The sequence below is a fragment of the Pseudoflavonifractor intestinihominis genome, from assembly GCF_040096055.1.
Lineage (GTDB): Bacteria > Bacillota > Clostridia > Oscillospirales > Oscillospiraceae > Pseudoflavonifractor > Pseudoflavonifractor intestinihominis.
Genome location: NZ_JBBMFK010000035.1, coordinates 1 through 23,251, shown reverse-complemented (window position 1 = coordinate 23,251; position 23,251 = coordinate 1). Strand labels below are relative to the sequence as shown.

Here is a 23,251-nt window from a genome sequence, read left to right as displayed (position 1 = left end):
TGCGCGTCAATGAATCTGCATGAACTCTCTCCCGCTGCCGGTTCCACCCGTCCCGCGTTCCGCAAGGGCCGCGGCCACGGCTCCGGCAACGGCAAGACTGCCGGTCGCGGCCAGAAGGGCCAGTGGGCCCGTTCCGGCGGCGGTGTCCGCACGGGCTTTGAGGGCGGCCAGATGCCTCTGGTCCGTCGCCTGCCCAAGCGCGGCTTCAACAACATCTTTGCGAAGCCCCTGGAGGCGATCAACGTCTCTGCTCTGAACAAGTTCGAGGATGGAGCCACCGTCAACGTTTGCGACCTGCTGGAAAAGGGTATCCTCTCCAAGTGTGAGTACGGCGTGAAGGTGCTCGGCAACGGTGAGCTCACCAAGAAGCTGATCGTCCGTGCCTCTGCTTTCTCCGCCTCCGCCAAGGAGAAGATCGTTGCGGCAGGTGGAAAGTACGAGGTGGTCTAAGTGTTCAAGACCGTCAGGAACGCCTGGGCAATCCCCGAGCTGCGCAAGAAGATCCTCTTCACGATCTTCGCGCTGCTGATCTTCCGGCTGGGTGCTTCGGTTCCCGTGCCCTGGATTAACACACAAGGCCTTCAGAGCTACCTGAACGCCATGAGCGGCAGCATCTTCGGACTGATCAATGCCATGAGCGGCAATGCCTTCTCCATGGCCACCGTGTTCGCCCTCGGCGTTCAGCCCTATATCAACAGTTCCATCATCATCCAGCTCCTCACCGTCGCCATCCCTGCTCTGGAACAGATGCAGAAGGAGGGCGGCGAAGAGGGCCGCAAGAAGATCGCGGCCATCACCCGCTACACCACCGTGGCCATCGCCCTGCTCCAGGGCTTCGGCTACTTCACCCTCATCAATGCCAACGGCCTGGTCAGCGGCGACCTGCCCACCTGGCTGGCCGGCATCATCATCGTCCTGTCCTTCACCGCTGGTTCTGCCTTCGTGATGTGGCTGGGCGAGCAGATCACCGAGTTCGGCATCGGCAACGGCATCTCCGTGATTCTGTTTGCCGGTATCGTCTCCCGCTTCCCCAGCATGCTGATGAACATGGTCAACGGCGTGAAGAAGTGGTCCATGCACCTGACTGACAGCGAGATCTCCGCCATGGGTACCACCGAGGGCGAGGCCTTCCGCAACAGCCTGGTGCACCCCGCCATGATCCCCCTGATCGTCATCGGCATCCTGGTCCTGGTGGTGTTCATTGTCTTCATCAACGACTCTGAGCGCCGCATCCCCGTCCAGTACGCCAAGCGCGTGGTGGGCCGGAAGATGTACGGCGGCCAGTCCAGCCACATCCCCCTGAAGGTGAACATGAGCGGCGTTATGCCCATCATCTTCGCCCAGGCCATCGCGTCCCTGCCCGCCACCATCGCGGCCTTCATCCCCGGCGGCAGCGACTCCACCTTCATGAAGGTGTTTGACTCCAACGGCCTGGTCTACGCGATCATCTACTTCCTGCTGATCCTGGGCTTCAGCTATTTCTACGCCACCATGCAGTTCAACCCCATTGAGGTGGCCAACAACCTGAAGAAGAACGGCGGTTTCGTGCCCGGCTTCCGGCCCGGCAAGCCCACCGCTGACTTCATCCACAAGGTGCTCAACAAGATCACCCTGTTCGGCGCCATCTACCTGGCCATCATCGCGCTGCTGCCCATTATCACTTCCAACATCATCAACCTGGCCAGCGGCTCCCAGATGGGCCGCAGCCTGTCCATCGGCGGCACTTCCATCATCATCGTTGTGGGTGTTGCTCTGGAGACCGTGAAGGCTCTGGAGGCCCAGATGCTCATGCGTCACTACAAGGGCTTCCTTGAGTAACGCAGGGAGGAAGAAATGAAGCTGATTCTCTTGGGAGCGCCTGGTGCCGGTAAGGGCACGCAGGCTGAGATCCTCAGCAAGAAGCTGGGAATCCCCACTATTTCCACTGGCAATATCCTGCGCGCCGCCGTCAAGGCGGGCACCAGCGTGGGACTGAAAGCAAAGTCCTTCATGGACGCGGGCAAGCTGGTTCCCGACGATGTCATCCTGGACATCCTGGAGGAGCGGCTGGCCCAGCCGGACTGCAATGGCGGCTATATCCTGGACGGCGTGCCCCGCACCATCGCCCAGGCGGAGGCGCTGGAGGCACGGGGCATCGAGTTCGACCACGTGATCTCTCTGGAGGTCTCTGACGAGGATATCGTAAAGCGCATGGACGGGCGCCGCGTCTGCTCCCAGTGCGGCACCCCCTTCCACATTGAGTCCAACCCGCCCAAAGTGGCGGATGTCTGCGACGTGTGCGGCGGCGAGCTGATTGAGCGGGAGGATGACAAGCCGGAGACGGTGCGTCACCGCCTGGAGATCTATCACCAGTCCACCGAGCCCCTCAAGGACTTCTACCAGAAGCGGGGCAAGCTGGACCCGGTGCCCGGCGCCCAGGGGACCATTGAGGCCACCACGCAGGCGATCGTGCGTGTTCTGGAGGCATAACAATGGAAATCATTTCCATTAAATCGTCCCGTGAAATCGAGCACATGCGCCGTGCCGGGCGGATCACCGCCCAGGCCCGGGAGCTGGCGGGCAGCATGGTCCGTCCCGGCGTGTCCACGCTGGAGATCGACACCGCAGTCCGCAAGTTCATCGAGAGTCAGGGGGCCCGCCCCTCCTTCCTGGGGTACGCCGGGTTCCCCGGCTCCGCCTGCATCTCGGTCAACGAGGTCGTGATCCACGGCATTCCGGACCACCGGGTGCTCAAGGAGGGCGACATCGTCAGCGTCGACGTGGGCGCCTGTATCGACGGCTTCCACGGCGACTGCGCGGGCACCTATCCCTGCGGTCAGGTGAGCGACGAGGCCATGCGCCTCATCCGCGTCACCGAGCAGAGCTTCTGGGAGGGCATGAAGTTCGCCCACCCCGGCTGCCGCATCTCCGACATCTCCCATGCGGTTCAAAAGTATGTGGAGGGCAACGGGTACTCGGTGGTCCGGGACTTTGTGGGCCACGGCGTGGGAGCAAAGCTCCACGAGCCCCCCGAGGTGCCCAACTTCGGCCCCGCCGGCCACGGCGTCCGGCTTCAGCCGGGCATGACCATCGCAGTGGAGCCTATGGTGTGCGCCGGACACTGGGAGGTCCGCGTCCTCAAGGACAAGTGGACCACCGTCACCTGTGACGGCAGTCTGGCCGCCCACTATGAAAACACAATCCTCATCACCGAGGGCGAACAGCCCGAAATCCTCACCACCACCGAGTGAGAGGGACGGTGAGCAGCATGGAGATCCAAAGCGGACACATCGTGCGCGCCCTGGCCGGCCACGACAGCGGAAGGCTCTACTGCGTCACTCAGGCGCAGGGGGACTTCCTGCTGCTGGCCGACGGGAAAGGGCGAACGCTCACACAGCCCAAGCGGAAACGCAGAAAGCATGTGGAGCTGGCCGGTGGGCCCGACCCCCTGTCCGCCCTGCCCGGCTCCGATGCGGAGCTGCGGCGCGTCCTGGCCAAGACCAGAGATCAGCTGGGCGGAAGCATAGGTCAAGGAGGTAATCACGCTTGGCAAAAGACGATATGATCGAGCTGGAGGGCGTCGTCACCGAGGCTCTGCCCAACACCACGTTCCATGTGGACATCGGTAACGGGCATATCATCCTGGCGCATATCTCAGGCAAGCTCAGAATGAACTTCATCAGGATCCTGCCGGGCGACAAGGTAACGGTGCAGATGTCTCCGTACGACTTGACCCGGGGCCGGATCACCTGGCGGAGCAAGTAAGGCGAGGGCCTGCCTGCTCCATGGCGGGAAACACCCGCCGTTCCATCAACGACCGGCGGCCGAGGGGCCTTGCCCCCGTCCACGCCGGGGCCATCAGGCTATCAGGAGGTTATCATTATGAAAGTAAGACCGTCCGTGAAGCCCATGTGCGAGAAGTGCAAGATCATCAAGCGCAAGGGCAAAGTCATGGTCATTTGCGAGAACCCCAAGCACAAGCAGAGACAAGGTTAAGTGGAGGTGCACGAGAAATATGGCACGTATTGCCGGCATTGACCTGCCCAAGGATAAGCGGATCGAAATCGGTCTGACCTATATCTATGGCATCGGGCGCACCAGCGCCAACAAGATCCTGGCCGAGACCGGGATCAACCCCGATACCCGCGTCAAGGACCTCACCGAGGCCGATGAAGCCGCGCTCCGTGAGTGCATCGCCCACAACTATACTGTGGAAGGCGACCTGCGTCGCGACGTCGCGATGGACATCAAGCGTCTGACCGAGATTGGCTGCTACCGCGGCATCCGTCACCGCAAGGGCCTGCCCGTCCGCGGCCAGCGCAGCAAGACCAACGCCCGTACCCGCAAGGGTCCCAAGCGTACCGTCGCCAATAAGAAGAAGTAAGGAGGGAGATACACATGGCTACTGCTGCTAATACCAAGGGCAAGAAAGTGGTGCGTAAGCGCCGCGAGCGTAAGAACGTTGAGAAGGGCCAGGTGCACATCCGCTCCTCCTTCAACAACACCATGGTTACCGTGACCGATATGGGCGGCAACGCCCTGTCCTGGGCCTCCTCCGGCGGCCTGGGCTTCCGCGGTTCCCGTAAGTCCACCCCCTTCGCCGCTCAGACCGCCGCCGAGACCGCCGCTAAGGCTGCCATGGAGCACGGCCTGAAGACCGTCGAGGTCTACGTGAAGGGCCCCGGCGCCGGCCGTGAGGCTGCTATCCGCGCCCTGCAGGCCGTGGGTCTGGAAGTCACCCTGATCAAGGACGTGACCCCCATCCCCCACAACGGCTGCCGTCCGCCCAAGCGTCGTCGCGTGTAATAGAAGGAGGAAGAATCAATGGCAAAGAATATGCAGCCTATCGCCAAGCGCTGCCGTGCGCTGGGCATTTCTCCTGCCGCTATGGGCTACGCCAAGAAGGAGAGCAACCGCAATCCCGGCGGCCAGATGAGAAAGAAGAAGAGCGAGTATGCCCTTCAGCTGTCTGAGAAGCAGAAGGTCAAATTCGTCTACGGCATCATGGAGAAGCAGTTCCGCTCCTACTATGAGAAGGCCACCCGTATGGCCGGCAAGACCGGTGACAACCTGCTGATCCTGGTGGAGCGCCGCCTGGACAACGTGGTGTACCGTCTGGGCTTCGCCAACACCCGCCGCGAGGCCCGTCAGCTGGTCAACCACGGCCACTTCACCGTCAACGGCCAGCGCGTGGACATCCCCTCTTACCTGGTGAAGGAGGGCGACGTGATCGAGGTCAAGGAGAGCAGCCGCTCTTCCGCCAAGTTCAAGAAGCTGACCGGCGAGGACGCCCCCAACGTGCTGCTGCCCCAGTGGCTGGAGCGCGAGAAGAACACCTTGAAGGGTACTGTCACCAAGCTGCCCGTCCGCGAGGACGTGGATCTGCCTGTTGAGGAGCACCTGATCGTCGAGCTGTACTCCAAGTAAGAGAGCGCGTACCCTCGATTATTGGTGAGCTGTAAAACCAGGCGGCGGGCTGCCCCGCCCGCCGCTGCGAAAAGGAGGGTAACACATGGTAGAAATCGAGAAGCCGCGCATCGAATGTGTGGAGAACCCTGGCGACGGCTCCTATGGCAAGTACGTGGTCGAGCCTCTGGAGCGTGGTTACGGCACGACTCTGGGCAATTCCCTGCGCCGCATTCTCCTCTCTTCTCTGCCCGGTACGGCAGTCACGTCCATCAAGATCGCCGGCGTGCAGCATGAGTTCTGCAGCATTCCCGGTGTGAAGGAGGATGTGACGGAGATCGTCCTCAATGTCAAGAGCATCATTGCCAAGCTCCACTGCGAGGGCGTCAAGACGGTCTATATCGAGGCCAGCGGCGAGTGCGAGGTCACGGCCGGCGACATTAAGGCTGACGGCGAGGTGGAGGTCCTGAATCCCGACCTTCACATCGCCACCCTGGGTCCCGACGCGTCCCTGAACATGGAGCTGACCCTGTCCCACGGCCGGGGCTATGTGCCCGCCGACCGGAACAAGCCGGCTCAGAACATCATCGGCGTTATCCCGGTGGACTCTGTGTACACCCCCGTGCGCAAGGTCAACTACACCGTGGAACCCACCCGCGTGGGGGATCAGACCGACTTCGACAAGCTGACCCTTGAGGTGTGGACCAACGGCACCATCACCGCCCGGGATGCAGTGAGCCTGGGCGCCCGCATTCTGTGCGACCACTTCGTCCTGTTCACCGACCTGTCCGAGACCATGGGCAACAAGTCCACGGTGGTGGAGAAGGCCGAGGCCCAGCGGGACAAGGTGCTGGAGATGACCATCGAGGAGCTGGACCTGTCCGTCCGTTCCTTCAACTGCCTCAAGCGCGCCAACATCAACACCGTCGAGGATCTGATTTCCAAGACCGAGGACGAGATGATGAAGGTCCGCAACCTGGGCCGCAAGTCCCTGGAAGAGGTCGTCAACAAGCTGGCCATGATGGGCCTGAGCCTGGCCAGCGACGACAACTGATTTCTCCCCAACCGGAGGGCGGCCGCGGGCAAGTAACGTTCCCTCGCGGCCCCAGGCCCTGCCTGGGCGCTGTGCGCGCTTTCCAGAGAAGGCAACGCCTTCTTCAGGACGAATTTAAAAGGAATTTTGCGTCTGCGTACGTGAAATCGAATAGGAGTGTTTTTCATGTCCGGATATCGTAGACTGGGCCGCCGCAGCGACCAGCGTAAGGCCATGCTTCGTGCCATGGTGACCTACCTGCTGGAGAACGGCCAGATCAAGACCACCCTGCCCCGCGCCAAGGAGGTCGCCCCCCTGGCTGAGAAGATGATCACCCTGGCCAAGAAGAACGACCTGGCTTCCTACCGTCAGGCGCTGTCCTTTATCACCAAGGAGGACGTGGCCAAGAAGCTCTTCTCCGAGTTCAACCTGAAGTATCAGGGCCGCGAGGGTGGCTACACCCGCGTGGTCAAGATCGGGCCCCGCCGCGGCGATGCCGCCGAGATGGCTATCGTCCAGCTCGTCTGAGCATAAAGGAAATCCAGCCGCCCGCCGCTCCCCTGTGGAGCGGCGGGCGGCTCTTTTTGTCCGGATATGAATCTTGCCAAAAATATTCTTGCAATTTCCGCCGGGAGAGCGTATAATGGCCCCAAACCTTTAAAGTGTGAGGTACCCCATGAACCGATCCGCCCTCACAACTGCATCCTTCTTCTTTACCTTTGGCTGGGCTCGATTTATGAGCACCGGCTATTTTGTGTTGGGTAAATAAGAGGGATGAAATGAATGGCGCAGGCCCGGGATGCCCGGACCGCGCGTATCTTCGTATCCATTACGGGGAGCACATTGATTTCATCAATGTGCTCCCTTTTCATTTGCGTAAAAAGGAAAGGATGTTTGAATTATGGTCGTTATTATGAAGCCCGGCACGCGGAAAGAGGACATCGACGCACTGGCCGCCAAGTTTGAGAGCCAGGGCCTGCGGGTGGGCGTCACCAACGGCGTGGGCTGCACCATTCTGGGCCTGGTGGGCGACACCACCGCCCTGGATATGGACAAAATCTCCATCGAACCCAACGTGGAGCGGGTCATGCGGGTCCAGGAGCCCTACAAGCTGGCCAACCGGAAGTTCCACCCCGAGGATACCGTGGTCACCGTGGGCAAGGCCAAGATCGGCGGCGGCAACTTCGGCGTCATCGCTGGCCCCTGCTCCGTGGAGAGCGAGGAGCAGATCGTGGAGGTGGCCAAGGCGGTGAAGGCCTCCGGCGCGTCCATGCTCCGGGGCGGCGCCTTCAAGCCCCGCACCTCCCCCTATGCCTTCCAGGGCATGGGTACCCCCGGCCTGGACCTGCTGGTGGAGGCCCGCCAGGCTACCGGCCTGCCCATCGTCTCCGAGATCATGGCCCCCCGTTACGTGGAGATCTTCGAGGAGAAGGTGGACGTTGTCCAGATCGGTGCCCGGAACATGCAGAACTTTGAGCTGCTCAAGGAGGTGGGCAAGATGTCCAAGCCCGTCCTTCTGAAGCGGGGCCTGTCCAACACCTATGAGGAGTGGATCATGTCCGCCGAGTACATCATGGCCGGCGGCAACGAGAACGTCATCCTCTGTGAGCGGGGCATCCGCACCTTTGAGACCTACACCCGCAACACCCTGGACGTGTCCGCCATCCCTGCCATCAAGCAGATGAGCCACCTGCCCGTCATCGTGGACCCCTCTCACGCCGCGGGCATGTATTGGATGGTGGAGCCCCTGGCCATGGCGGCGGTGGCCGCCGGGGCCGACGGCCTCATCATTGAGGTCCACAACGACCCCGCCCACGCCAAGTGCGACGGCCAGCAGTCCCTCACCCCCAAGAAGTTCGACGACCTCATGGGCAAGGTGGGCACCTTGGTGAACATGATGGGGAAGACGCTGGTATGAAAACGCTGAACGTAAACCTGCCCGGCCGGGCCTACGATATCCTCATCGAGCCGGGGTTTCTCGCCCGGGCGGGGGAGCTGTGCCGCTCGGCCCTGCCCAGGGCCAGCCGTCTCTTTGTGGTGACCGACTCCACCGTGGGGCCCCTGTACCTGAATCGGATCATCCCCTCCCTGGAGGCCGCCGGATTTGAGACCGCCGTCTGTGAGATCCCCGCCGGGGAGGCCTCCAAGTGTGTGGAGCAGCTCTCCCGGCTGTGGGAGTGCATGATGGACTTCGGCCTCACCCGTACCGACGCCGTGGTGGCCCTGGGCGGCGGCGTGGTGGGGGACCTGGCGGGCTTTGCCGCCGCCACCATCCTCCGGGGCGTGGACTTTGTCCAGATCCCCACCACTCTCCTGGCCCAGGTGGACTCCTCCGTGGGCGGCAAGGTGGCCATCGACCTGAACCACGGCAAGAACCTGGCCGGAGCCTTCTGGCAGCCCAGACTGGTGCTGATGGACCCGGCGGTGCTGGGCACCCTGGACGACAAGACCTTTGCCGACGGCATGGCCGAGGTCATCAAGTACGGCTGCATCAAGGACGCCGCCTTCCTCTCCTGGCTGGAGCAGCACCCCTCCCGGCAGGAGATCATGGCGGATATTGAACACGTTTTGTATACCTGCTGCGATATTAAACGCGCTGTTGTGGTGGAGGATGAGCGGGATACCGGCGCACGGATGGTCCTCAACTTCGGCCACACCCTGGGCCACGCCTATGAGCTGGCGGGGCACTACCAGACCTGGACCCACGGCCAGGCGGTGGCCGCCGGCATGGTGAAGGCGGCGGAGCTGGGCGTGACCCTGGGCGTCACTCCGGCCGGACTGCCCGAGCGCATCGGTGTGCTGTTGGGCTGCTTTGGTCTGCCGGTGGCCATCCCCTGCACCCACGCCGACTACGCCGCGGCCATTGGCCTGGACAAGAAGGGGGCTGGGGATTCCATCTCGGTCATCCTGCTGGAGGAGCCGGGGAAGGCCGTGGCCCACCCCATGCCCAAAGCCGCGCTGCTGGAGGAACTGAAATGAATGTCACCATAACGCCATCCCTGCTCCACGGTGCTGTCACGCCGCCCCCGTCCAAGTCCCAGGCCCACCGGCTGCTTCTGGCCGCCGCCCTGGCCGACGGCACCAGCCACCTCTCCAACGTGGCCTTCTCCCAGGACATCCAGGCCACCGTCCGCTGCCTGGAGGCCCTGGGGGCCGCCGTCCGGCAGGAGGGGGACCAGTTGGCGGTCACCGGCCTGGCGGGCCGGACGGCCTCCGGCGGCGCGCTCCCCCGGCTGGACTGCGGCGAGAGCGGCTCCACCCTCCGCTTCCTCATTCCGGTGGCCCTGGCCGTCCGGGGCGGCGGCGTGTTCACCGGCCACGGCCGCCTGATGGAGCGGCCCCAGGAGCCCTATTTCGCCATCTTCCGGGAGAAGGGCATCGCCTATGAACAGCAGGACGGCGCCCTCACCGTCAGGGGACAGCTCACCCCCGGGGTGTACACCCTGCCGGGGAACGTGTCCTCCCAGTTCGTCACCGGCCTGCTCTACGCCCTGCCCCTGCTGCACGGGGACTCGGAGATCCGCCTCACCACCCCTCTGGAGAGCGCGGACTACGTCCGCATGACCATGGACGCCCTAAGCGCCTTCGGCGTGGCGGCGGAGTACGACGGCGACCGCACCTTCCGGGTACCCGGGAACCAGACCGGCCATGCCGCCCCTATGACTGTGGAGGCCGACTGGTCCAACGCCGCCTTCTGGTACGCCGCCGCCTACCTGGACAGCACGCTGGACATCCAGGGCCTGAACTATCAGTCCGCCCAGGGGGACGCCTGCATCGGCATGCTGTACTGGACCATCGCCAGGCCGGGGGAGGCGGAGATCGACGTGTCCGGCTGTCCCGACCTGGTGCCCCCTCTGGCGGCCATGGCCGCCCTGCGGGGAGCGGGCCGGATCACCCGGCTGGTGAACGCCGCCCGCCTGCGCATCAAGGAGAGCGACCGGCTGTCCACCGTGACGGAGGTCCTCAACGCCCTGGGGGCGGAGGTGGAAGAGTACGCCGACCACCTGGTCATCACCGGCAAAGACAGCCTGCCCGGCGGCGTGGCTGTCTCCGGCCACAACGATCACCGCATCGCCATGATGGCCGCCATTGCCGCCACCAACTGCGCCGCGCCTGTCACCGTCACCGGGGCGGAGTGCGTGCGCAAGTCCTATCCCACCTTCTGGGACGAGTACGCCCGGCTGGGGGGACAGATCTCCATCAGTCAGTGACGCCCTCTGGGGAAAGGAAGTGCAATCCCATGAAGCATATCATCTTCGGCGAGTCTCACGGCCCCGCCATCGGCGTGGTGCTGGAGCACGTGCCGTCGGGCATTGGGGTGGATATGGACTTTATCCGCTCTGAGATGGCCCGCCGCGCACCGGGCAAGAGCCCCATGTCCACCGCCCGCCGGGAGGCCGACGAGCCCCACATCCTCTCGGGGGTATTTGAGGGGAAGACCACCGGAACCCCTTTGTGCGCGGTGATCGAGAACACGGACACCCGCTCCAAGGATTACGCCAAGCTGAAGGACCTGCCCCGGCCCGGCCACGCCGACTACTCCGGCCGCGTCCGGTACGAGGGCTATAACGACTACCGGGGCGGCGGCCACTTTTCCGGCCGTCTCACCGCGCCGCTGGTCTTTGCCGGGGCCCTGGCCAAGCTGATCCTGCGGGAGAGGGGCGTCACCGTGTCCGCCTACATCTCCAACGTGGGCGGCATCCAGGACCCCACCCCGGAGCAGGTGGAGGAGGCCGTCCTGGCCGCCAAGGGGGACCTGGACAGCGTAGGCGGGGCCATCCGCTGCACGGTGGAGGGCCTGCCCGCCGGGCTGGGCGCTCCGGACTACGGCCGCAACGTGGAGGGTATCTTCTCCCAGCAGCTGTACGCCGTCCCGGCGGTGAAGGCGGTGGCCTTCGGCGCGGGCTTCGGCTTCGCCGCCATGCGGGGCAGCCAGGCCAACGACCCCTTCTGCATGGACGGAAGTACCGTCCGCACCCGCACCAACCACACCGGCGGCGTCAACGGCGGCATCACCAACGGCATGCCGGTGGTCTTTGAGGTGGCCATCCGGCCCACCCCCTCCATCGCCCGGGAGCAAGACACCGTGGATCTGTCCACCGGCAAGGACGCCAAGCTGGTCATCGAGGGCCGGCACGACCCGTGCATCGTCCACCGGGCGGTGCCCGTCATTGAAGCCGCCGCAGCTCTGGCGGCCTGCGAGCTGCTGGGCATCTGATTTTCCATTCGCGGGGGCATGCGGCTCCCCATCTCAACAACAGGAGTGACCTTTCTATGTCTCAGCTGGAGGAGTACCGAGACCAGATCGACGCCGTGGACAAGGAGCTGGTGGCGCTGTTCCGCCGCCGGATGGACATCACGGCCAAGGTGGGGCAGTACAAGCTGGAGCGGCAGATGCCGGTGCTGGACGCCGCCCGGGAGCGCCGGGTGGTGGAGGCCCGCACCGCCATGGTGGACGACGCCACTCTCAAGGCGGACGTGGCCGAGCTGTACGCGTCCATCATGGCCATCTCCCGCCGCCAGCAGCGGCGGCTGGTCCACGAGGGGGCGGAGGACCCGGGCTATGCCGCCTGGCTGGCCGATCTGGCCCACGCCCGCACGCCGGTGGAGAACCCCCGGGTGGTGTATCAGGGGGAGCCCGGCTGCTACAGCGAGGAGGCCGCCGTGGGCTTCTTCGGTCCCCAGGTGAACAGCCGCGGCCTGGCCTGGTTCACCGACGTGTTTGCCGCTCTGGACGCGGGGGAGGCGGACTATGCCGTCCTGCCGGTGGAGAACAGCTCCACCGGCTCCATCCGCCAGGTGTACGACCTGCTGGCCCAGTACCGGTACTACATCGTGGGGGAGTGGCAGGTGAAGGTGGAGCACTGCCTCATGGCCCTGCCCGGGGTGACCATGGACGACATCCGCACGGTCTACTCCCACGAGCAGGGGCTGATGCAGAGCGAGCGCTTTCTGGACGCCCACCGGGACTGGCAGCGGGTGCCCACCCTGGACACCGCAGGCTCGGCCAAGGAGGTGGCCGCCTCCGGCGACCGCACCGCCGCCGCCATCTGCTCCCGCCGGGCCGCCCAGCTCTACGGCCTGAACATCCTGGCCGAGAAGGTCAACTACAACAACGCCAACACCACCCGCTTTGTAGTGGTCTCGCCGGTGCCGGAGCACCGGACGGAGCGCAACAAGATCAGCGCCCTCTTCACCCTGCCCCACCAGAGCGGCTCCCTCCACGAGATCCTCACCATCTTCGCGGTGCAGAACCTGAACCTGCTGAAGATCGAGTCCCGGCCCATCCCCGGTCGGAACTGGGAGTACCTGTTTTTCCTGGAGTTCACCGGCGACCTGGACGCCCCCGGCATGGACGGCGTGCTCCACGAGCTGAGCCAGCTGGCCGCCGGCATGCGCATTCTGGGCAACTTCAAGGCCTATGAGCCGGAGGAACAGCCATGAATCTGGTGCTTATCGGCATGCCGGGCAGCGGCAAGTCCACGGTGGGGAAAATCCTCTCACGGATGCTCTGTATGCCCCTGGTGGATACCGACGCCATGGTGGAGGCAGCGGCAGGGGAGACCATCCCGGAGCTCTTTGCCCGGGAAGGGGAGGCCGCCTTCCGGGACCGGGAAACCGCCGCCGCCCGTCAGGCGGCAGAGCTTGACAACACTGTCATTGCAACGGGGGGCGGGATCATTCTCCAGCCGGAGAACATGGCGGCCCTCTCTGCCACCGGGCTGATCTTTTTCCGGGACCGGGCCCTGGAGGACATCCTGGGGGAGGACCACATGGGCCGTCCTCTGGTGGGCAAGGACCCGGACAAGCTGCGTATTCTCTATACTCAACGCATAGAACTATATCAAAAATACGCGCAGTATACGATTTCCCACACGAAAACAGCGGAAGAGGCGGCGGCGCGCATCGCCGCCCTCTATCGGGAGGCATGTCAGCCATGAAATTTCTCATCCTCAACGGCCCCAACCTGAACCTGCTGGGCAAGCGGGAGCCGGGCATCTACGGCGAGAACAGCTACGAGGCCCTGTGCCAGCGCCTGAAGACCTTTGCGGCGGACCACGGCTCCACCGCCGAGTGCTTCCAGTCCAACCACGAGGGGGCCATCATCGACGCCATCCACGCCGCCGACGGGGTGTACGACGCCATCGTCATGAATCCGGGGGCCTTCACCCATTACAGCTATGCCATTCTGGACGCCCTGAAGGCGGTGAGCGTGCCCTGTATTGAGGTCCACATCTCCAACGTCCACCAGCGGGAGGAGTTCCGCCACAAGAGCGTCACCGCCCCCGCCTGCGTGGGCCAGATCTGCGGCCTGGGCCTGTACGGATATGAGGCCGCCATGGGTTACTTTCTCTCTCGAGAGAGAAAGTAGACAAAGAGAGCTTCCATTCTTAAAAGACGCGGCCTGCAATCTCAACAGGGAGAGATGGACATGAAGGTAGAACTCACAAACACCACAAAAAAGCTCTGTGTGATCGGCGATCCGGTGCTTCACTCCAAGTCGCCCCTGATCCACAACACCATGCTCTCCACCCTGGGGCTGGATTATGTCTACCTGTGCCAGCCGGTGCCCCGGGGGCAGGCGGCGGAGTGGCTCAGGTGCGCCAGATTTGCCGGGTATGCCGGATTCAACGCCACCATGCCCCACAAGGAGGTCCTCTTTCCCCTCATGGACGAGACCGATGAGGATGCCCGGCTGTACCGAGCGGTCAATACGGTCTGTATAAAAGACGGCAGAGTATACGGATATAATACGGACGGCCGGGGCTTTATCCGGGCGCTGGAGGATCTGGACGCCGCGCCGGAAGGGAAGACCGTCCTGCTGCTGGGGGCGGGGGGCGCCGCCCGTGCGGTGGCCCTCAAGCTGGTCCAGCAGGGGGCGCGGGCGGTGTTCGTGTGCAACCGGACGGTGGAGAAGGCCGCCGCCCTCTGCGCCCACGAGCCGCTGGGCCGCCTGGCCCCCGCCGGGTTCGACTCCGCAACCCTGTGCCGCCTGGCCGCCCGGGCGGACCTGGTGGTCAACTGCACCAGCCTGGGCATGGAGGGGACACAGGGGCAGTTTGAGGACCTGTCCTTCCTGGAAAAATTGCCCGCCGGCGTGCCGGTGTTCGACCTGATCTACGCCCCGGCCGAGACGGCGCTGCTCCGCCGGGCCAGGGAGCTGGGCCACCCCGCCGCCAACGGTCTGAGCATGCTGGTCTATCAGGCGGTGTTCGCCCTGGAGCACTTCACGGACACCGCCATCGACGCCGCCGCCATGGCGCAGCTGCTGAAAAATGTTCTGTGACAGAATGAGAGCCTGCCTCCGCCCATGGGGAGACAGGCTCTCGCGTTTTTTTGCCTGGAAATTTACGCGCCCTTATATTTTCTCCTGGTGGCGATCCCGCCCCGGATATGCCGCTCCGCCTTGTTCTCCTCCAGAATCTGCTTGGCCTGCTCGTACAGCGGACGGTTGAATGCGGGAAGGCGTTCAGACAGGTCTTTGTGTTTCGTCGTGACGAATTAGAACGGTTTCATCCAAGCCCAAATCACCGAATAGGCGCAGATAAATGTCCACATTCCCGTCCTTGTCCACCTCAATCTTCTGGATAATCCGCTTGAGCTGGGCGTTGGTCATCTGCCGCACATCGGCGATGTCCTCAATCTCCTTGAAGGTCTGGTTCAGAATGGTTTCCAGCTGCTCACCTTTGGTGAGGTGATAAGATACCATCTTCAGCTCGTTTTCCAGCCGCTCAATCTCCTTCCGCATTCCGCCGATTTTATCATTCAGCTCCTCCCGGCTGATTAGATCGTCAGCATACATATCCATGTATTTCTGGCGGGTCTTTTGCAGCTTGGCAAGCTGGGCAGTCAGTTCCTTCTCGTAGTTTAGATTTTCATCCTTTGCCTTGTAGACCCGTTGGAACTCATGGGTGACATAGCGGATGACATTTTTCTTTGCTTTAAGCACCCCAGCGAAGTATTCCTGCAAAACCTCAATCAGTTCCTCCTCGTCCACTGTCACAGCATTGGGGCAGTTGTCCGCCCCCTTGCCGTTATGCCCGGAGCAAACCCACCGGACATAGGTATTCTTATAGGTGCGGACGGTGCGCCGGAAGGACCAGCCGCACTCCTTGCACTTGATAAGAGTAGAGAACAGGTATTTGTTGCTCTGCCGCTCCTTGTCCACCTTGAATGCCTGTCCACGGGACCGCATGATTTGCTGGGCCTGCTCAAAGGTTTCCGGATCGATAATACGAAGATCCGGCCGGTCCACTACCATCCAGTCTGTTTCATCCTTGTCGACCCGCTGGCCGGTGAGAAAATCCGTGACCTCCTGCTTGCCATTGATAATTTTTCCGGTGTAAAGCTCGTTGGTGAGGATACGGCACACTCCATTCTGGCTCCAACGACAGTTCCGCTTGGTTTTAAGGCACCGCTCATTGAGAAAATTGGAAATTTTCGCTGCACCGTACCCGTCCTGGATGTACCACTGGTAAATTTGGCGGACAACGGCGGCTTCTTCTTCGTTAATGGTCAGGTTGAAGTAGTCGCCGATGGTCTTGTCATAGCCATAGACGATGTTGGGCACACGCCCCTTCTCCGCGTTCATTTTCTTGCCGAATTTCACTCGCTTGGAGGTGTTGGCGCTCTCCTCCTGCGCCAGCGCACCGAAGATGGTCAGTACAAATTCACTGTTGCCCATGCTGGTCATGTTGGCGGTGAGAAACTGGGTTTCGATGCCCAATACTTTCAGCTTGCGGACATTCTGCAAGAAGTCAACTGTGTTTCGAGCAAAGCGGGAGATGTCCTTGACTACCAACATATCAAAGAGACCGTGCTCCGCGTCTGCCATCATCCTCAGGAACTCTTTGCGGTTCTTGATTTTGGTGCCGGAAATACCTTCATCGGCATACAGCCGCACGAGGTTATCCCCTGTGCGTTGTGTATATTGGGAAAAAAACTCTTTCTGCGCATCCAGACTGTTGAGCTGATCTTCCTTATCCGTTGAGACACGGCAGTAAGCGGCGATATTCATAAAAACCTCTCAGTTAAATAATACCACTCTGTGTTGACTATATTGTATCAGGTAGCTGTTCGCAGCACAGGAAAAACCACTAGTTCCGTATGTTGTGGAACTAGTGGTCTAACTTGGCTTCACACGGTTCTGCTGGCTGCAGCTAGACTGCCATCGGAGCCCTTATGTATTGTCATCAGGCAGAAGAACTTCTGACGGCTGACGTTGCTCCTGGAGTCGGCGTATCGCCGCCTCTAGCTTTGGCTGATTTACCTCTGTAAAGAGTTTGACGAGGAAGTTAGCGGTGGCCTCCTCCGTGTTGGGGTTGTGGAAGACATAGGTCAGTTTCCGTGTTCTCATGGCATAGGCCACCTCCATCCTCTTAGCAGAAGATAGCTATGCGAAATTGCCGGCCATTATACCTGCCGCTGCAGTTGTCAGTAGGACAGTGAAGCCGCTTTAAGCCTTGCAAGGTTCAGTTCCAGGTAGCGCTGGCCTTTGATTTTCTTTGTGGCCGCGCGGCTTTCGCAGTGTTGTGTCAGCACGCCTTCTTCGTGCAGGCAACGGTTCATCGTGGTTTTACTTAGATCCCGGTAAGGCGTTGCGCTACGCAAATACGCTAGCAGTGTGTCTGTCCGAATACAAAGAGCACCATTTTCCACCACGCAGTCCGCGTCAGAATGGATATCCTTGCGGGAAACGATGTGGAATTCATTTTCCCTGTAGGCACAGAAAATGTACCAGCAGAGATTTCCTCGCGGGGATTGGCATGTGGACTGGTTAGTCTTGCATGATTGCTGCTCCAGAATGTCATTCAAGATTTTTTCCGCATGCACCATTGCCTGATGCACATACTGCTCCGTTACCGCCCTCGTATCAGCAGCGAACTGATAGAAGAGCCGGATTGACCAGAGGAGCAAGACGCGGTTTTTTCGCAGGCGGATATTGGTCCCAAAAGAGATATCATCCAGTTTTTTTGCGAAGTGACTCCAATTCTTCATCCAGTCGCGGAAGGAGCCATAGGATCAAATAGTGAAAAGCGGTAGCAGCCAATATACGGTCGCCAGTGTTTCCACCCTGCATAGGCTGACGGATTTCGACTGTGGTAAGGCGTGTCACGTCAGAGGGATTATGGAGCTGGAATTCGCCCGTAAATACCAAGCCGCCTTGACAAAACCGCTCTTCCAGCTTCCTATGTGGGGATAAGCGCACCCGATCCGTATCATTGGAGGCAAAACGGAGCACGTCGGCAATCAGGTCCAGACGGGCACGCATGTCAGACGAAGCGGCGCTTTTTGCCAAGTCATCCACCAGTACCACCTGATCCCGGAATTGACTTACCGCTCCGATGGTGGCTGCTCATCACCGCCAGCAGCCGGGACAGCCCGGACGTCAGAGAACTCCAGTCTCATAGAGAGCCTCCTCGATTTCGTCGGTGGTCCAGCCTTCCTCCAGCATGGCGTCAATGTGGGCCGGGCTGTACCCGAAGGCGGAGGCCACACTCTTCAGCGTCCGGAGATAGCGGGACTGAGTGCTGCGCCGGACGGTTGGGTAATACCGCCCATAGAAGAGCCAGGACTCCTGCTGCCGGAACCGGTCTGTCCGGCGGCTCCCATCCGCCCGGATGGTCAGAATTTCTCCACCGTCCACCACCATCTCTGTGGAAAACATTCCGCCCAGCCAGGTGCGGCTCAGCGCCTTCCGCAGGATTTCCACCGTGGAGGCGTACACATAGAGGTCCAGGCCGGGGAAATAGAGCAGGCAGAGGGGGTTGTCCCCCTTGACGAAGGTGAGCGTGTCCTTATCATCCAGCACGGTAAAGACAAAAGAGCCCTCCACCGACTCAGCCATGTACTTCAGACTGTCCGGTGTGAGAGCTCTCTGCTGTCCAATGAGCTGGACTGCCACATAGCTGTCCGTCTGGATTCCGGTGTGAGGCAGGTGCTTCTCCGCACGCAGAATATGGTCGTTGTAGAGCACGCCGTTGTGGGCCAGCGCAAACCGCGTTCCGGGCACCTTCCCGGCAAAGGGGTGGTTGTTTCTGTTATATTTGGCCTTACCCTGAGTCGTCATACGGCTATGCCCCATAACGACCCTTGCATCATCCGGGATGCGGAAGCTGCATTTGCGAGCGGGACCGGGCCGCTTGTAGAGCCGGAACCGGTCGCCGGAGTTGTAGGCGATACCCGCCGCATCGGTGCCCTGGGCCTCGCTCTCTGCGGCCACGGCCTGCATGCTCTCCAGTGAGTTTTCGATCTCCACCCGTCTGGGCGGCTCCATCGGTGCTACCAGCAGTACATTCATGATCAATAACCTCCAGATAAAGAGATAGCCCGGAGAGCGGCTGCTCTCTGGGTTTCATGATTATAGTATGTACGTGTGTTTGCCGTCAGACCGGAAAAGTTACGTTAAGGGTAATAAAATGCTTGAAAACGGCCATTGAGGGTATATCCATCGCCGCCTGCAATCAAGGCAAATATAAAAAGGCACCCGCGGCAGAATTTCCGCCGCGGGTACCTTACCTTATAGAGTGAATTTAGCTTTAAAGCGTGCCCAGTGCCACTACCACGTCGCCTCGGGAGGCGCTCTTAGCGGTGACGGCCGCAACACCCCGGGAGGCGCAGAAGGCGGAGAGCGCGGCGTTGACCTGCTCGGCGGTCAGGGCGGCGTACTGCGCCTGGCTGTCCACAAAGCCCTGCTCTCTGGCCCAGGCCACATAGCCGGCGGACCAGCCGTCCGCGGCCAGCCCGGCGGCAGCCGCACTGTTATCCACCGTCACGCCGGCCATACGGCCCAGGAAGGTGGCCAGCTCGGCCACAGTGATGGCGGCGTCGGGCCGGAACTGGGTCTGGCCCACGCCCTTGATGACGCCGTCCTGTGTCAGCGCGGCCACGGCGTCCACATAGGGGCTGTCCTTGCCCACGTCGGTGAAGTAGAGGGACACTTCCTCGCTGATGTCCACCTGAGCATAGGGGATAATAACCGCCTGAGTGGGCCCGTAGCTGCGGTACTCGATGTCGTAGCCAGCCCAGGAGGTGGTGCCCTCGGTGAGCACACCGGTCTCCAGCAGCTCGTTGGCCAGGTTGGAGTAGTAGTCCATCTCAATGGTGTTTACGCCGGGCACCAGATACTCGGTGATGTCCAGCACAGGCTGGTTCATGTTCAGATCCGTGGTCTGCTTGCCGTTGATGTAGACCTTCATACTATTGACCATGCTGCCGAAGTCCAGGTATGCGCCGTCCGCCTGGCCGTCCCAGTTGAACTGGGCGGTGTAGTGTCCGGTGCCGGAGGCTCCCTGGCCGATTTCAGGGATCTTGTCCCAGGTGGTCAGCTTGTCCAGATGGACGGTGGTGTCCGTCTTGACGGTGTCGTAGGTGTATTCCACGCTGGTGTTGCCCTTGCTGTCAGTGTAGGTGTCAGTGCGGGTCAGCTTCTCGTCGCTGGCGCTCCACGCCTCCACGGTCAGATCCCAGCCGGTGATGTCATAGGGGGCGGCCACAGCCAGAGTGTTGGTGTAGGCAGTGCCATCGTTCAATGTGGCGGTGTAGGTACCGCTCTCGGTGGCGCGCAGAATGATGGAGCCGTCGGTGTCGGTGAAGAGGGCGTCGGCCTGGTCGGCGGAGACCACGTGCACGTCTTCGCTGTCTACGGCCTCAAAGGCGTACAGAGCCACATTGCCGTAGTCCAGGTCCACAGTGATGATGGTCTTGCCGTCCTCATGGCGGTACTGGCTCAGCTGGGTTACCTCGCCGGTCCAGGCATCGATCTGGTAGGGCAGGAAGGTGCCGTCCACAGCCACGTCCACCTTGGCGTTGGTGCCATGGTCGGGGTCGTCTCCGTCGTGGAGAGAGCCGTCGCAGTAGTTGTAGACGTACATGTACATGTCGTCGCCGTCCTGGCGGACCTGGGTCAGGAGCTGGAGGTTCTCCTCGGCAAAGCCGGCGTAGGGCTCCACACCCAGGGACTCCAGGGCCTCCATCACGTCGTCGGCAGTGGCGGCGGTGGCCACATTCTTCAGGCTCTTGAGCTGGGTCATGATCTGAGCCAGCTCATCGTCCCGGCCGTCGTTGTAGGGGGTCTCCACGGCGGCGCCGTCCACCACAACGATCTTCATGCCCTGCTTGGCCAGGTCCAGCACGTCCTGGGCCCCTTCCACGGTCAGCCAGTTCTGCCAGAGCACCAGGGCCTTGTAGCCGGCCTGCTCCAGGGTACCGGTCTCGGCGTTGTAGGAGACCGCGTCATCCTCCAGGAAGGCGGGGCTGAAGTAGTCGTAGGTATAGCCGTTCTCCTGCAGCTCGGTGGAGGGGAAGAGCATGTAGTCGTGGCGCTCCATCCACATGTCGTCCTCCTCCAGGCACTGGGCGGCAACGTGCTGGTCGTACTTCAGGTACAGCATGCCCACGTCGGTGCGGGACACGCCCTCCCGCAGCAGCTGCTGGATGCGGCCCAGGTGCTGGTTGAACTCCCAGTAGGTGGCGTACTCGGGCTCACGGGTGCCCAGCACGTTGAAGTTGGGGTTGAAGGCGGGACCAAAGGGCAGGCTCTGGAAGCCGGGCCAGGTCTGGGTGATGCTCTCAGGGGACCAGGAGGAGGTCCACACGTGCCAGTTGATGCGGCTGAAACCGGCGGCATAGAGGGAATAGGCCTCCTGGAGGTGGCGCTGCTGGTCATAGGAGTAGCCCATACCGCCCAGGGCGCCGGTCTCGCTGGAGAGGATCTTGTTCTCCAGCTTGGCGGCGCCGGTCCACAGGCGGTAGATGTCCACCTGGTTGCGCTGGTTCAGATTTTCGGCCTCGGGATAGTCCACCGCCATGGTGGGCTCGGAGATCTCAAAGTAGCGGCCATAGGAGATCTGGGCCCGCAGGGAGATGTTGTACTCGTTGAGCCACTCCTCCATGGGCTCCAGCAGGTTCTCCATGTACAGCTCGGTCTGCACGTCCCGTAGGTCGTTGAAGATCTTGGTGCCCAGGTCGTCGGTCTCCACGCAGAAGGTGCCGAACTCAGCGGGCAGGGGGGACCAGCGGGCCAGCTCGGACTCGGCAGGCAGACCGATGTTCATGAACAGATAGGGCCGGATGTCATACCCCTTCCGGGCCATGAACTCGTCGGCAAAGTCCTCGGTCCAGTAGGTGACGCAGTTGCCCCGGCTGATCTCCAGGGAGTCCATGAACAGCTGCACGTCGCCGTTCTTGATCTTCTCGTTGAGTTCCGGGTCGTTGAGCACGTTGGCGGAGAAGTACTCCTTGAAGGCCTCGAAGCCCCGGATGTCAAAGTAGTTGACACAGTAGGCGGGCTCCACGGAGGGAGAGGACTGCTGGGCGGTGCCCTGCTGCCAGTAGAAGAACACATAGTAGTCCCCGTCGTCGGGCGCGGTCCAGTCCAGGCACTCCTTGCCGTCGGCGTCCACCGTCACCTTGCCGGTCAGGTCGATGCAGCTGGCAGAGTCCAGACGGGTCATCTCCACCTCTTCGCCCAGGGCCATCTGGGTGTCGGGTCCGATCACCTTGAAGGCGTAGGCGCCGATAAAGGTGTTTACGTCGTTCACAGGCTGCATGGTGTCGGGCGCGCCGAAGGTACCGGCCACCAGCACCTCACGGGGCGCGGGGCCACTGATGGAGGCGCCGCTCTCCACCAGCTCGGAGGTGGCAAACACGCCCTGCATGGCCGCCTGGTCGTTGGGGTCCAGGCCGGGCACGTTGGTGGTGTTCCAGTTGGTGCCGGAGGTGATACCCACGGTCATGCCCAGATCCAGGGCCTTGTTGAGCACCACGTGGAAGTCGTGGTTCCACTGCTCGGAGCCGTAGCCGTAGACCGTGGCGTCCAGGCTGCTCTCATTGAGCTGGCACAGCTCGACGCCCCGGAAACCGGCGTCATACATGGCCTGGACCTCTTCCTCCAGGGTCTGGTCGGTGTGGCCGCCCTCGGCCATCCACCAGCGCACCTCCGTGCGGTAGCCGATGTCCGAGTCGGCATAGTTGTCCACCAGCTCGTAGTAGAAGTCGGAACCGGCCTTGGCGTTCAGGGCCGCCACCGCAGCTTCCGCTTCCGTCTGGGTGAGGCCGCTGTCCTCAGCCGCAAAGGCTGCGGACGGCAGCAGGCTCAGGAGCATGCACAGCGCGAGGAGTGTTGACAGTGCTTTTTTCATCAATTGCTCACCTCTCTCAAAATTCCACACCGCCCGCCGGCGTCCGGCGCCGCTCATCCCGGATGCATGCCGCAGATCTTCCCTTCTCTCTTCCCCTGCGGCCGACAGCGCGGTATGTCTATCCGGCTGCACTTTTGCCGGATATTTCTTTTAAAATATATCATTTTGTACAAATAATTGCTATAAAAAACGGATTATTGTTTGCAACATTGACAAGTCATCATTAGCATGCGCAAAACGCGGCACACACCGCCGGAATACGTGGCCGAACTTTGTCGCGTAAAAGTTTGGCGTCAAATATTTTATATTCAAAAGTTCGCTTTTCTCCGCTGTTTCTCCTGCCTTTTTCCCTAATTATTTTAAAATCTTATTGTTCAATCTGCGGGCTGATCATTTGCACATTTTCTTTTTCAAAAAAATGCTTTTTTCGCAGTTGTACAGAGCAAAAGCAGCCTAAAGGTTACACCGCGATGAGTTGGTGCAGGTTTGAATGGAGAAAGAAGGGGGATGACGGAGTAGGTCGTATCATACCATGGATGAATAGGTTATGGAGCTTCCTGTCCTGCCCCCTTTGCAGCCCTGCCGCTATGAGTAGACTAATGCGGATGCGGGCAGGTAGTGTCAAGAATTTTTCGCACTTTGGTTTACAGACTCTGGCGTGAATGAAATCAGCCAGCAATGGAGGTGTCCT

26 protein-coding genes and 1 pseudogene are annotated in these 23,251 nt (G+C 61.5%); 20 read left to right on the top strand and 7 right to left on the bottom strand.

Translation table 11 applies throughout. From position 1 onward, the window contains the following. Positions 1-9: 9 nt before the first annotated feature. The 20 genes from rplO to aroE all read left to right on the top strand — a co-directional run bounded on the left by rplO (position 10) and on the right by aroE (position 14,705). Complete coding sequence (gene rplO / locus WMO64_RS15565; protein WP_349232570.1) at positions 10-450, top strand: 50S ribosomal protein L15; 441 nt, start codon at positions 10-12, stop codon at positions 448-450. Beyond that, positions 451-1,818: a preprotein translocase subunit SecY gene (gene secY, locus WMO64_RS15560; protein ID WP_349232569.1), complete on the top strand. Its 1,368-nt coding sequence runs from the start codon at positions 451-453 to the stop codon at positions 1,816-1,818. Positions 1,819-1,833: 15 nt separating this feature from the next. Beyond that, entirely contained in the window at positions 1,834-2,469 is a 636-nt protein-coding gene (locus WMO64_RS15555; RefSeq protein WP_349232568.1) for an adenylate kinase, read from the top strand. Between the two features lie 8 nt (positions 2,470-2,477). Further along, complete coding sequence (gene map, locus WMO64_RS15550) at positions 2,478-3,230, top strand: type I methionyl aminopeptidase (protein WP_349232584.1); 753 nt, start codon at positions 2,478-2,480, stop codon at positions 3,228-3,230. A gap of 17 nt (positions 3,231-3,247) precedes the next feature. Then, the gene (locus WMO64_RS15545) at positions 3,248-3,544 is read left to right on the top strand and encodes a KOW domain-containing RNA-binding protein (protein ID WP_349232567.1); all 297 of its coding nucleotides are present in this window, start codon (positions 3,248-3,250) and stop codon (positions 3,542-3,544) included. Continuing rightward, on the top strand, positions 3,526-3,744 hold the full coding sequence (infA, locus tag WMO64_RS15540; RefSeq protein ID WP_349232566.1) for a translation initiation factor IF-1: 219 nt from the start codon (positions 3,526-3,528) through the stop codon (positions 3,742-3,744). The genes WMO64_RS15545 and infA overlap by 19 nt, the downstream gene beginning before the upstream one ends. A 117-nt stretch (positions 3,745-3,861) precedes the next feature. Beyond that, complete coding sequence (gene rpmJ, locus WMO64_RS15535) at positions 3,862-3,975, top strand: 50S ribosomal protein L36 (RefSeq protein WP_006573428.1); 114 nt, start codon at positions 3,862-3,864, stop codon at positions 3,973-3,975. Between the two features lie 19 nt (positions 3,976-3,994). Then, the gene (gene rpsM, locus WMO64_RS15530; RefSeq protein ID WP_191540250.1) at positions 3,995-4,363 is read left to right on the top strand and encodes a 30S ribosomal protein S13; all 369 of its coding nucleotides are present in this window, start codon (positions 3,995-3,997) and stop codon (positions 4,361-4,363) included. 14 nt (positions 4,364-4,377) lie between these two features. After that, positions 4,378-4,785: a 30S ribosomal protein S11 gene (gene rpsK / locus WMO64_RS15525; protein ID WP_006573430.1), complete on the top strand. Its 408-nt coding sequence runs from the start codon at positions 4,378-4,380 to the stop codon at positions 4,783-4,785. 18 nt (positions 4,786-4,803) lie between these two features. Next, positions 4,804-5,406 carry a 30S ribosomal protein S4 gene (gene rpsD, locus WMO64_RS15520; RefSeq protein ID WP_349232565.1) on the top strand — a complete coding sequence of 201 codons (603 nt, stop codon included), beginning with the start codon at positions 4,804-4,806 and terminating at the stop codon, positions 5,404-5,406. A gap of 85 nt (positions 5,407-5,491) precedes the next feature. Continuing rightward, on the top strand, positions 5,492-6,439 hold the full coding sequence (locus tag WMO64_RS15515) for a DNA-directed RNA polymerase subunit alpha (RefSeq protein WP_006573432.1): 948 nt from the start codon (positions 5,492-5,494) through the stop codon (positions 6,437-6,439). A gap of 165 nt (positions 6,440-6,604) precedes the next feature. After that, positions 6,605-6,946, top strand: a complete 342-nt coding sequence (gene rplQ / locus WMO64_RS15510; RefSeq protein ID WP_349232564.1) for a 50S ribosomal protein L17 — start codon at positions 6,605-6,607, stop codon at positions 6,944-6,946. 373 nt (positions 6,947-7,319) lie between these two features. Then, positions 7,320-8,336: a 3-deoxy-7-phosphoheptulonate synthase gene (gene aroF, locus WMO64_RS15505; RefSeq protein ID WP_349232563.1), complete on the top strand. Its 1,017-nt coding sequence runs from the start codon at positions 7,320-7,322 to the stop codon at positions 8,334-8,336. After that, positions 8,333-9,397 (top strand): 3-dehydroquinate synthase, encoded by a 1,065-nt coding sequence (aroB, locus tag WMO64_RS15500; protein WP_349232562.1) that lies wholly within the window; start codon positions 8,333-8,335, stop codon positions 9,395-9,397. Before aroF ends, aroB begins: the two co-directional genes overlap by 4 nt. Further along, the gene (locus tag WMO64_RS15495; protein WP_349232561.1) at positions 9,394-10,629 is read left to right on the top strand and encodes a 3-phosphoshikimate 1-carboxyvinyltransferase; all 1,236 of its coding nucleotides are present in this window, start codon (positions 9,394-9,396) and stop codon (positions 10,627-10,629) included. The genes aroB and WMO64_RS15495 overlap by 4 nt, the downstream gene beginning before the upstream one ends. Before the next feature lie 29 nt (positions 10,630-10,658). Beyond that, positions 10,659-11,636, top strand: coding sequence for a chorismate synthase (locus WMO64_RS15490; protein WP_349232560.1), 978 nt, complete (start codon positions 10,659-10,661; stop codon positions 11,634-11,636). 56 nt (positions 11,637-11,692) lie between these two features. Further along, positions 11,693-12,862, top strand: a complete 1,170-nt coding sequence (locus WMO64_RS15485) for a bifunctional chorismate mutase/prephenate dehydratase (protein ID WP_349232559.1) — start codon at positions 11,693-11,695, stop codon at positions 12,860-12,862. Continuing rightward, entirely contained in the window at positions 12,859-13,359 is a 501-nt protein-coding gene (locus tag WMO64_RS15480) for a shikimate kinase (RefSeq protein ID WP_349232558.1), read from the top strand. The genes WMO64_RS15485 and WMO64_RS15480 overlap by 4 nt, the downstream gene beginning before the upstream one ends. Next, positions 13,356-13,790, top strand: coding sequence for a type II 3-dehydroquinate dehydratase (gene aroQ, locus WMO64_RS15475; RefSeq protein ID WP_349232557.1), 435 nt, complete (start codon positions 13,356-13,358; stop codon positions 13,788-13,790). Before WMO64_RS15480 ends, aroQ begins: the two co-directional genes overlap by 4 nt. A 60-nt stretch (positions 13,791-13,850) precedes the next feature. After that, positions 13,851-14,705: a shikimate dehydrogenase gene (gene aroE, locus WMO64_RS15470; RefSeq protein ID WP_349232556.1), complete on the top strand. Its 855-nt coding sequence runs from the start codon at positions 13,851-13,853 to the stop codon at positions 14,703-14,705. A 62-nt stretch (positions 14,706-14,767) separates the two neighbouring features. Here the strand turns inward: aroE and WMO64_RS15465 are convergent. The 7 genes and pseudogenes from WMO64_RS15465 to WMO64_RS15435 form a co-directional block, all read right to left on the bottom strand. Next, a pseudogene (locus WMO64_RS15465) lies at positions 14,768-14,914 on the bottom strand (sporulation transcriptional regulator SpoIIID); the annotation flags it as partial. After that, a complete protein-coding gene (locus WMO64_RS15460; protein ID WP_349232555.1) occupies positions 14,889-16,436 on the bottom strand; it encodes a recombinase family protein in 1,548 nt (515 codons plus the stop codon). The gene WMO64_RS15460 and the pseudogene WMO64_RS15465, both read right to left, overlap by 26 nt. A gap of 162 nt (positions 16,437-16,598) precedes the next feature. Continuing rightward, positions 16,599-16,775 carry a hypothetical protein gene (locus WMO64_RS15455; protein ID WP_349232554.1) on the bottom strand — a complete coding sequence of 59 codons (177 nt, stop codon included), beginning with the start codon at positions 16,773-16,775 and terminating at the stop codon, positions 16,599-16,601. A 77-nt stretch (positions 16,776-16,852) separates the two neighbouring features. Further along, positions 16,853-17,266, bottom strand: a complete 414-nt coding sequence (locus WMO64_RS15450; protein ID WP_349232553.1) for a hypothetical protein — start codon at positions 17,264-17,266, stop codon at positions 16,853-16,855. A 112-nt stretch (positions 17,267-17,378) separates the two neighbouring features. Further along, on the bottom strand, positions 17,379-17,726 hold the full coding sequence (locus WMO64_RS15445) for a hypothetical protein (RefSeq protein ID WP_349232552.1): 348 nt from the start codon (positions 17,724-17,726) through the stop codon (positions 17,379-17,381). A gap of 81 nt (positions 17,727-17,807) precedes the next feature. Then, positions 17,808-18,719 (bottom strand): class II glutamine amidotransferase, encoded by a 912-nt coding sequence (locus WMO64_RS15440; protein WP_349232551.1) that lies wholly within the window; start codon positions 18,717-18,719, stop codon positions 17,808-17,810. Between the two features lie 238 nt (positions 18,720-18,957). Then, complete coding sequence (locus WMO64_RS15435; RefSeq protein WP_349232550.1) at positions 18,958-22,560, bottom strand: glycosyl hydrolase; 3,603 nt, start codon at positions 22,558-22,560, stop codon at positions 18,958-18,960. Positions 22,561-23,251: the final 691 nt, after the last annotated feature.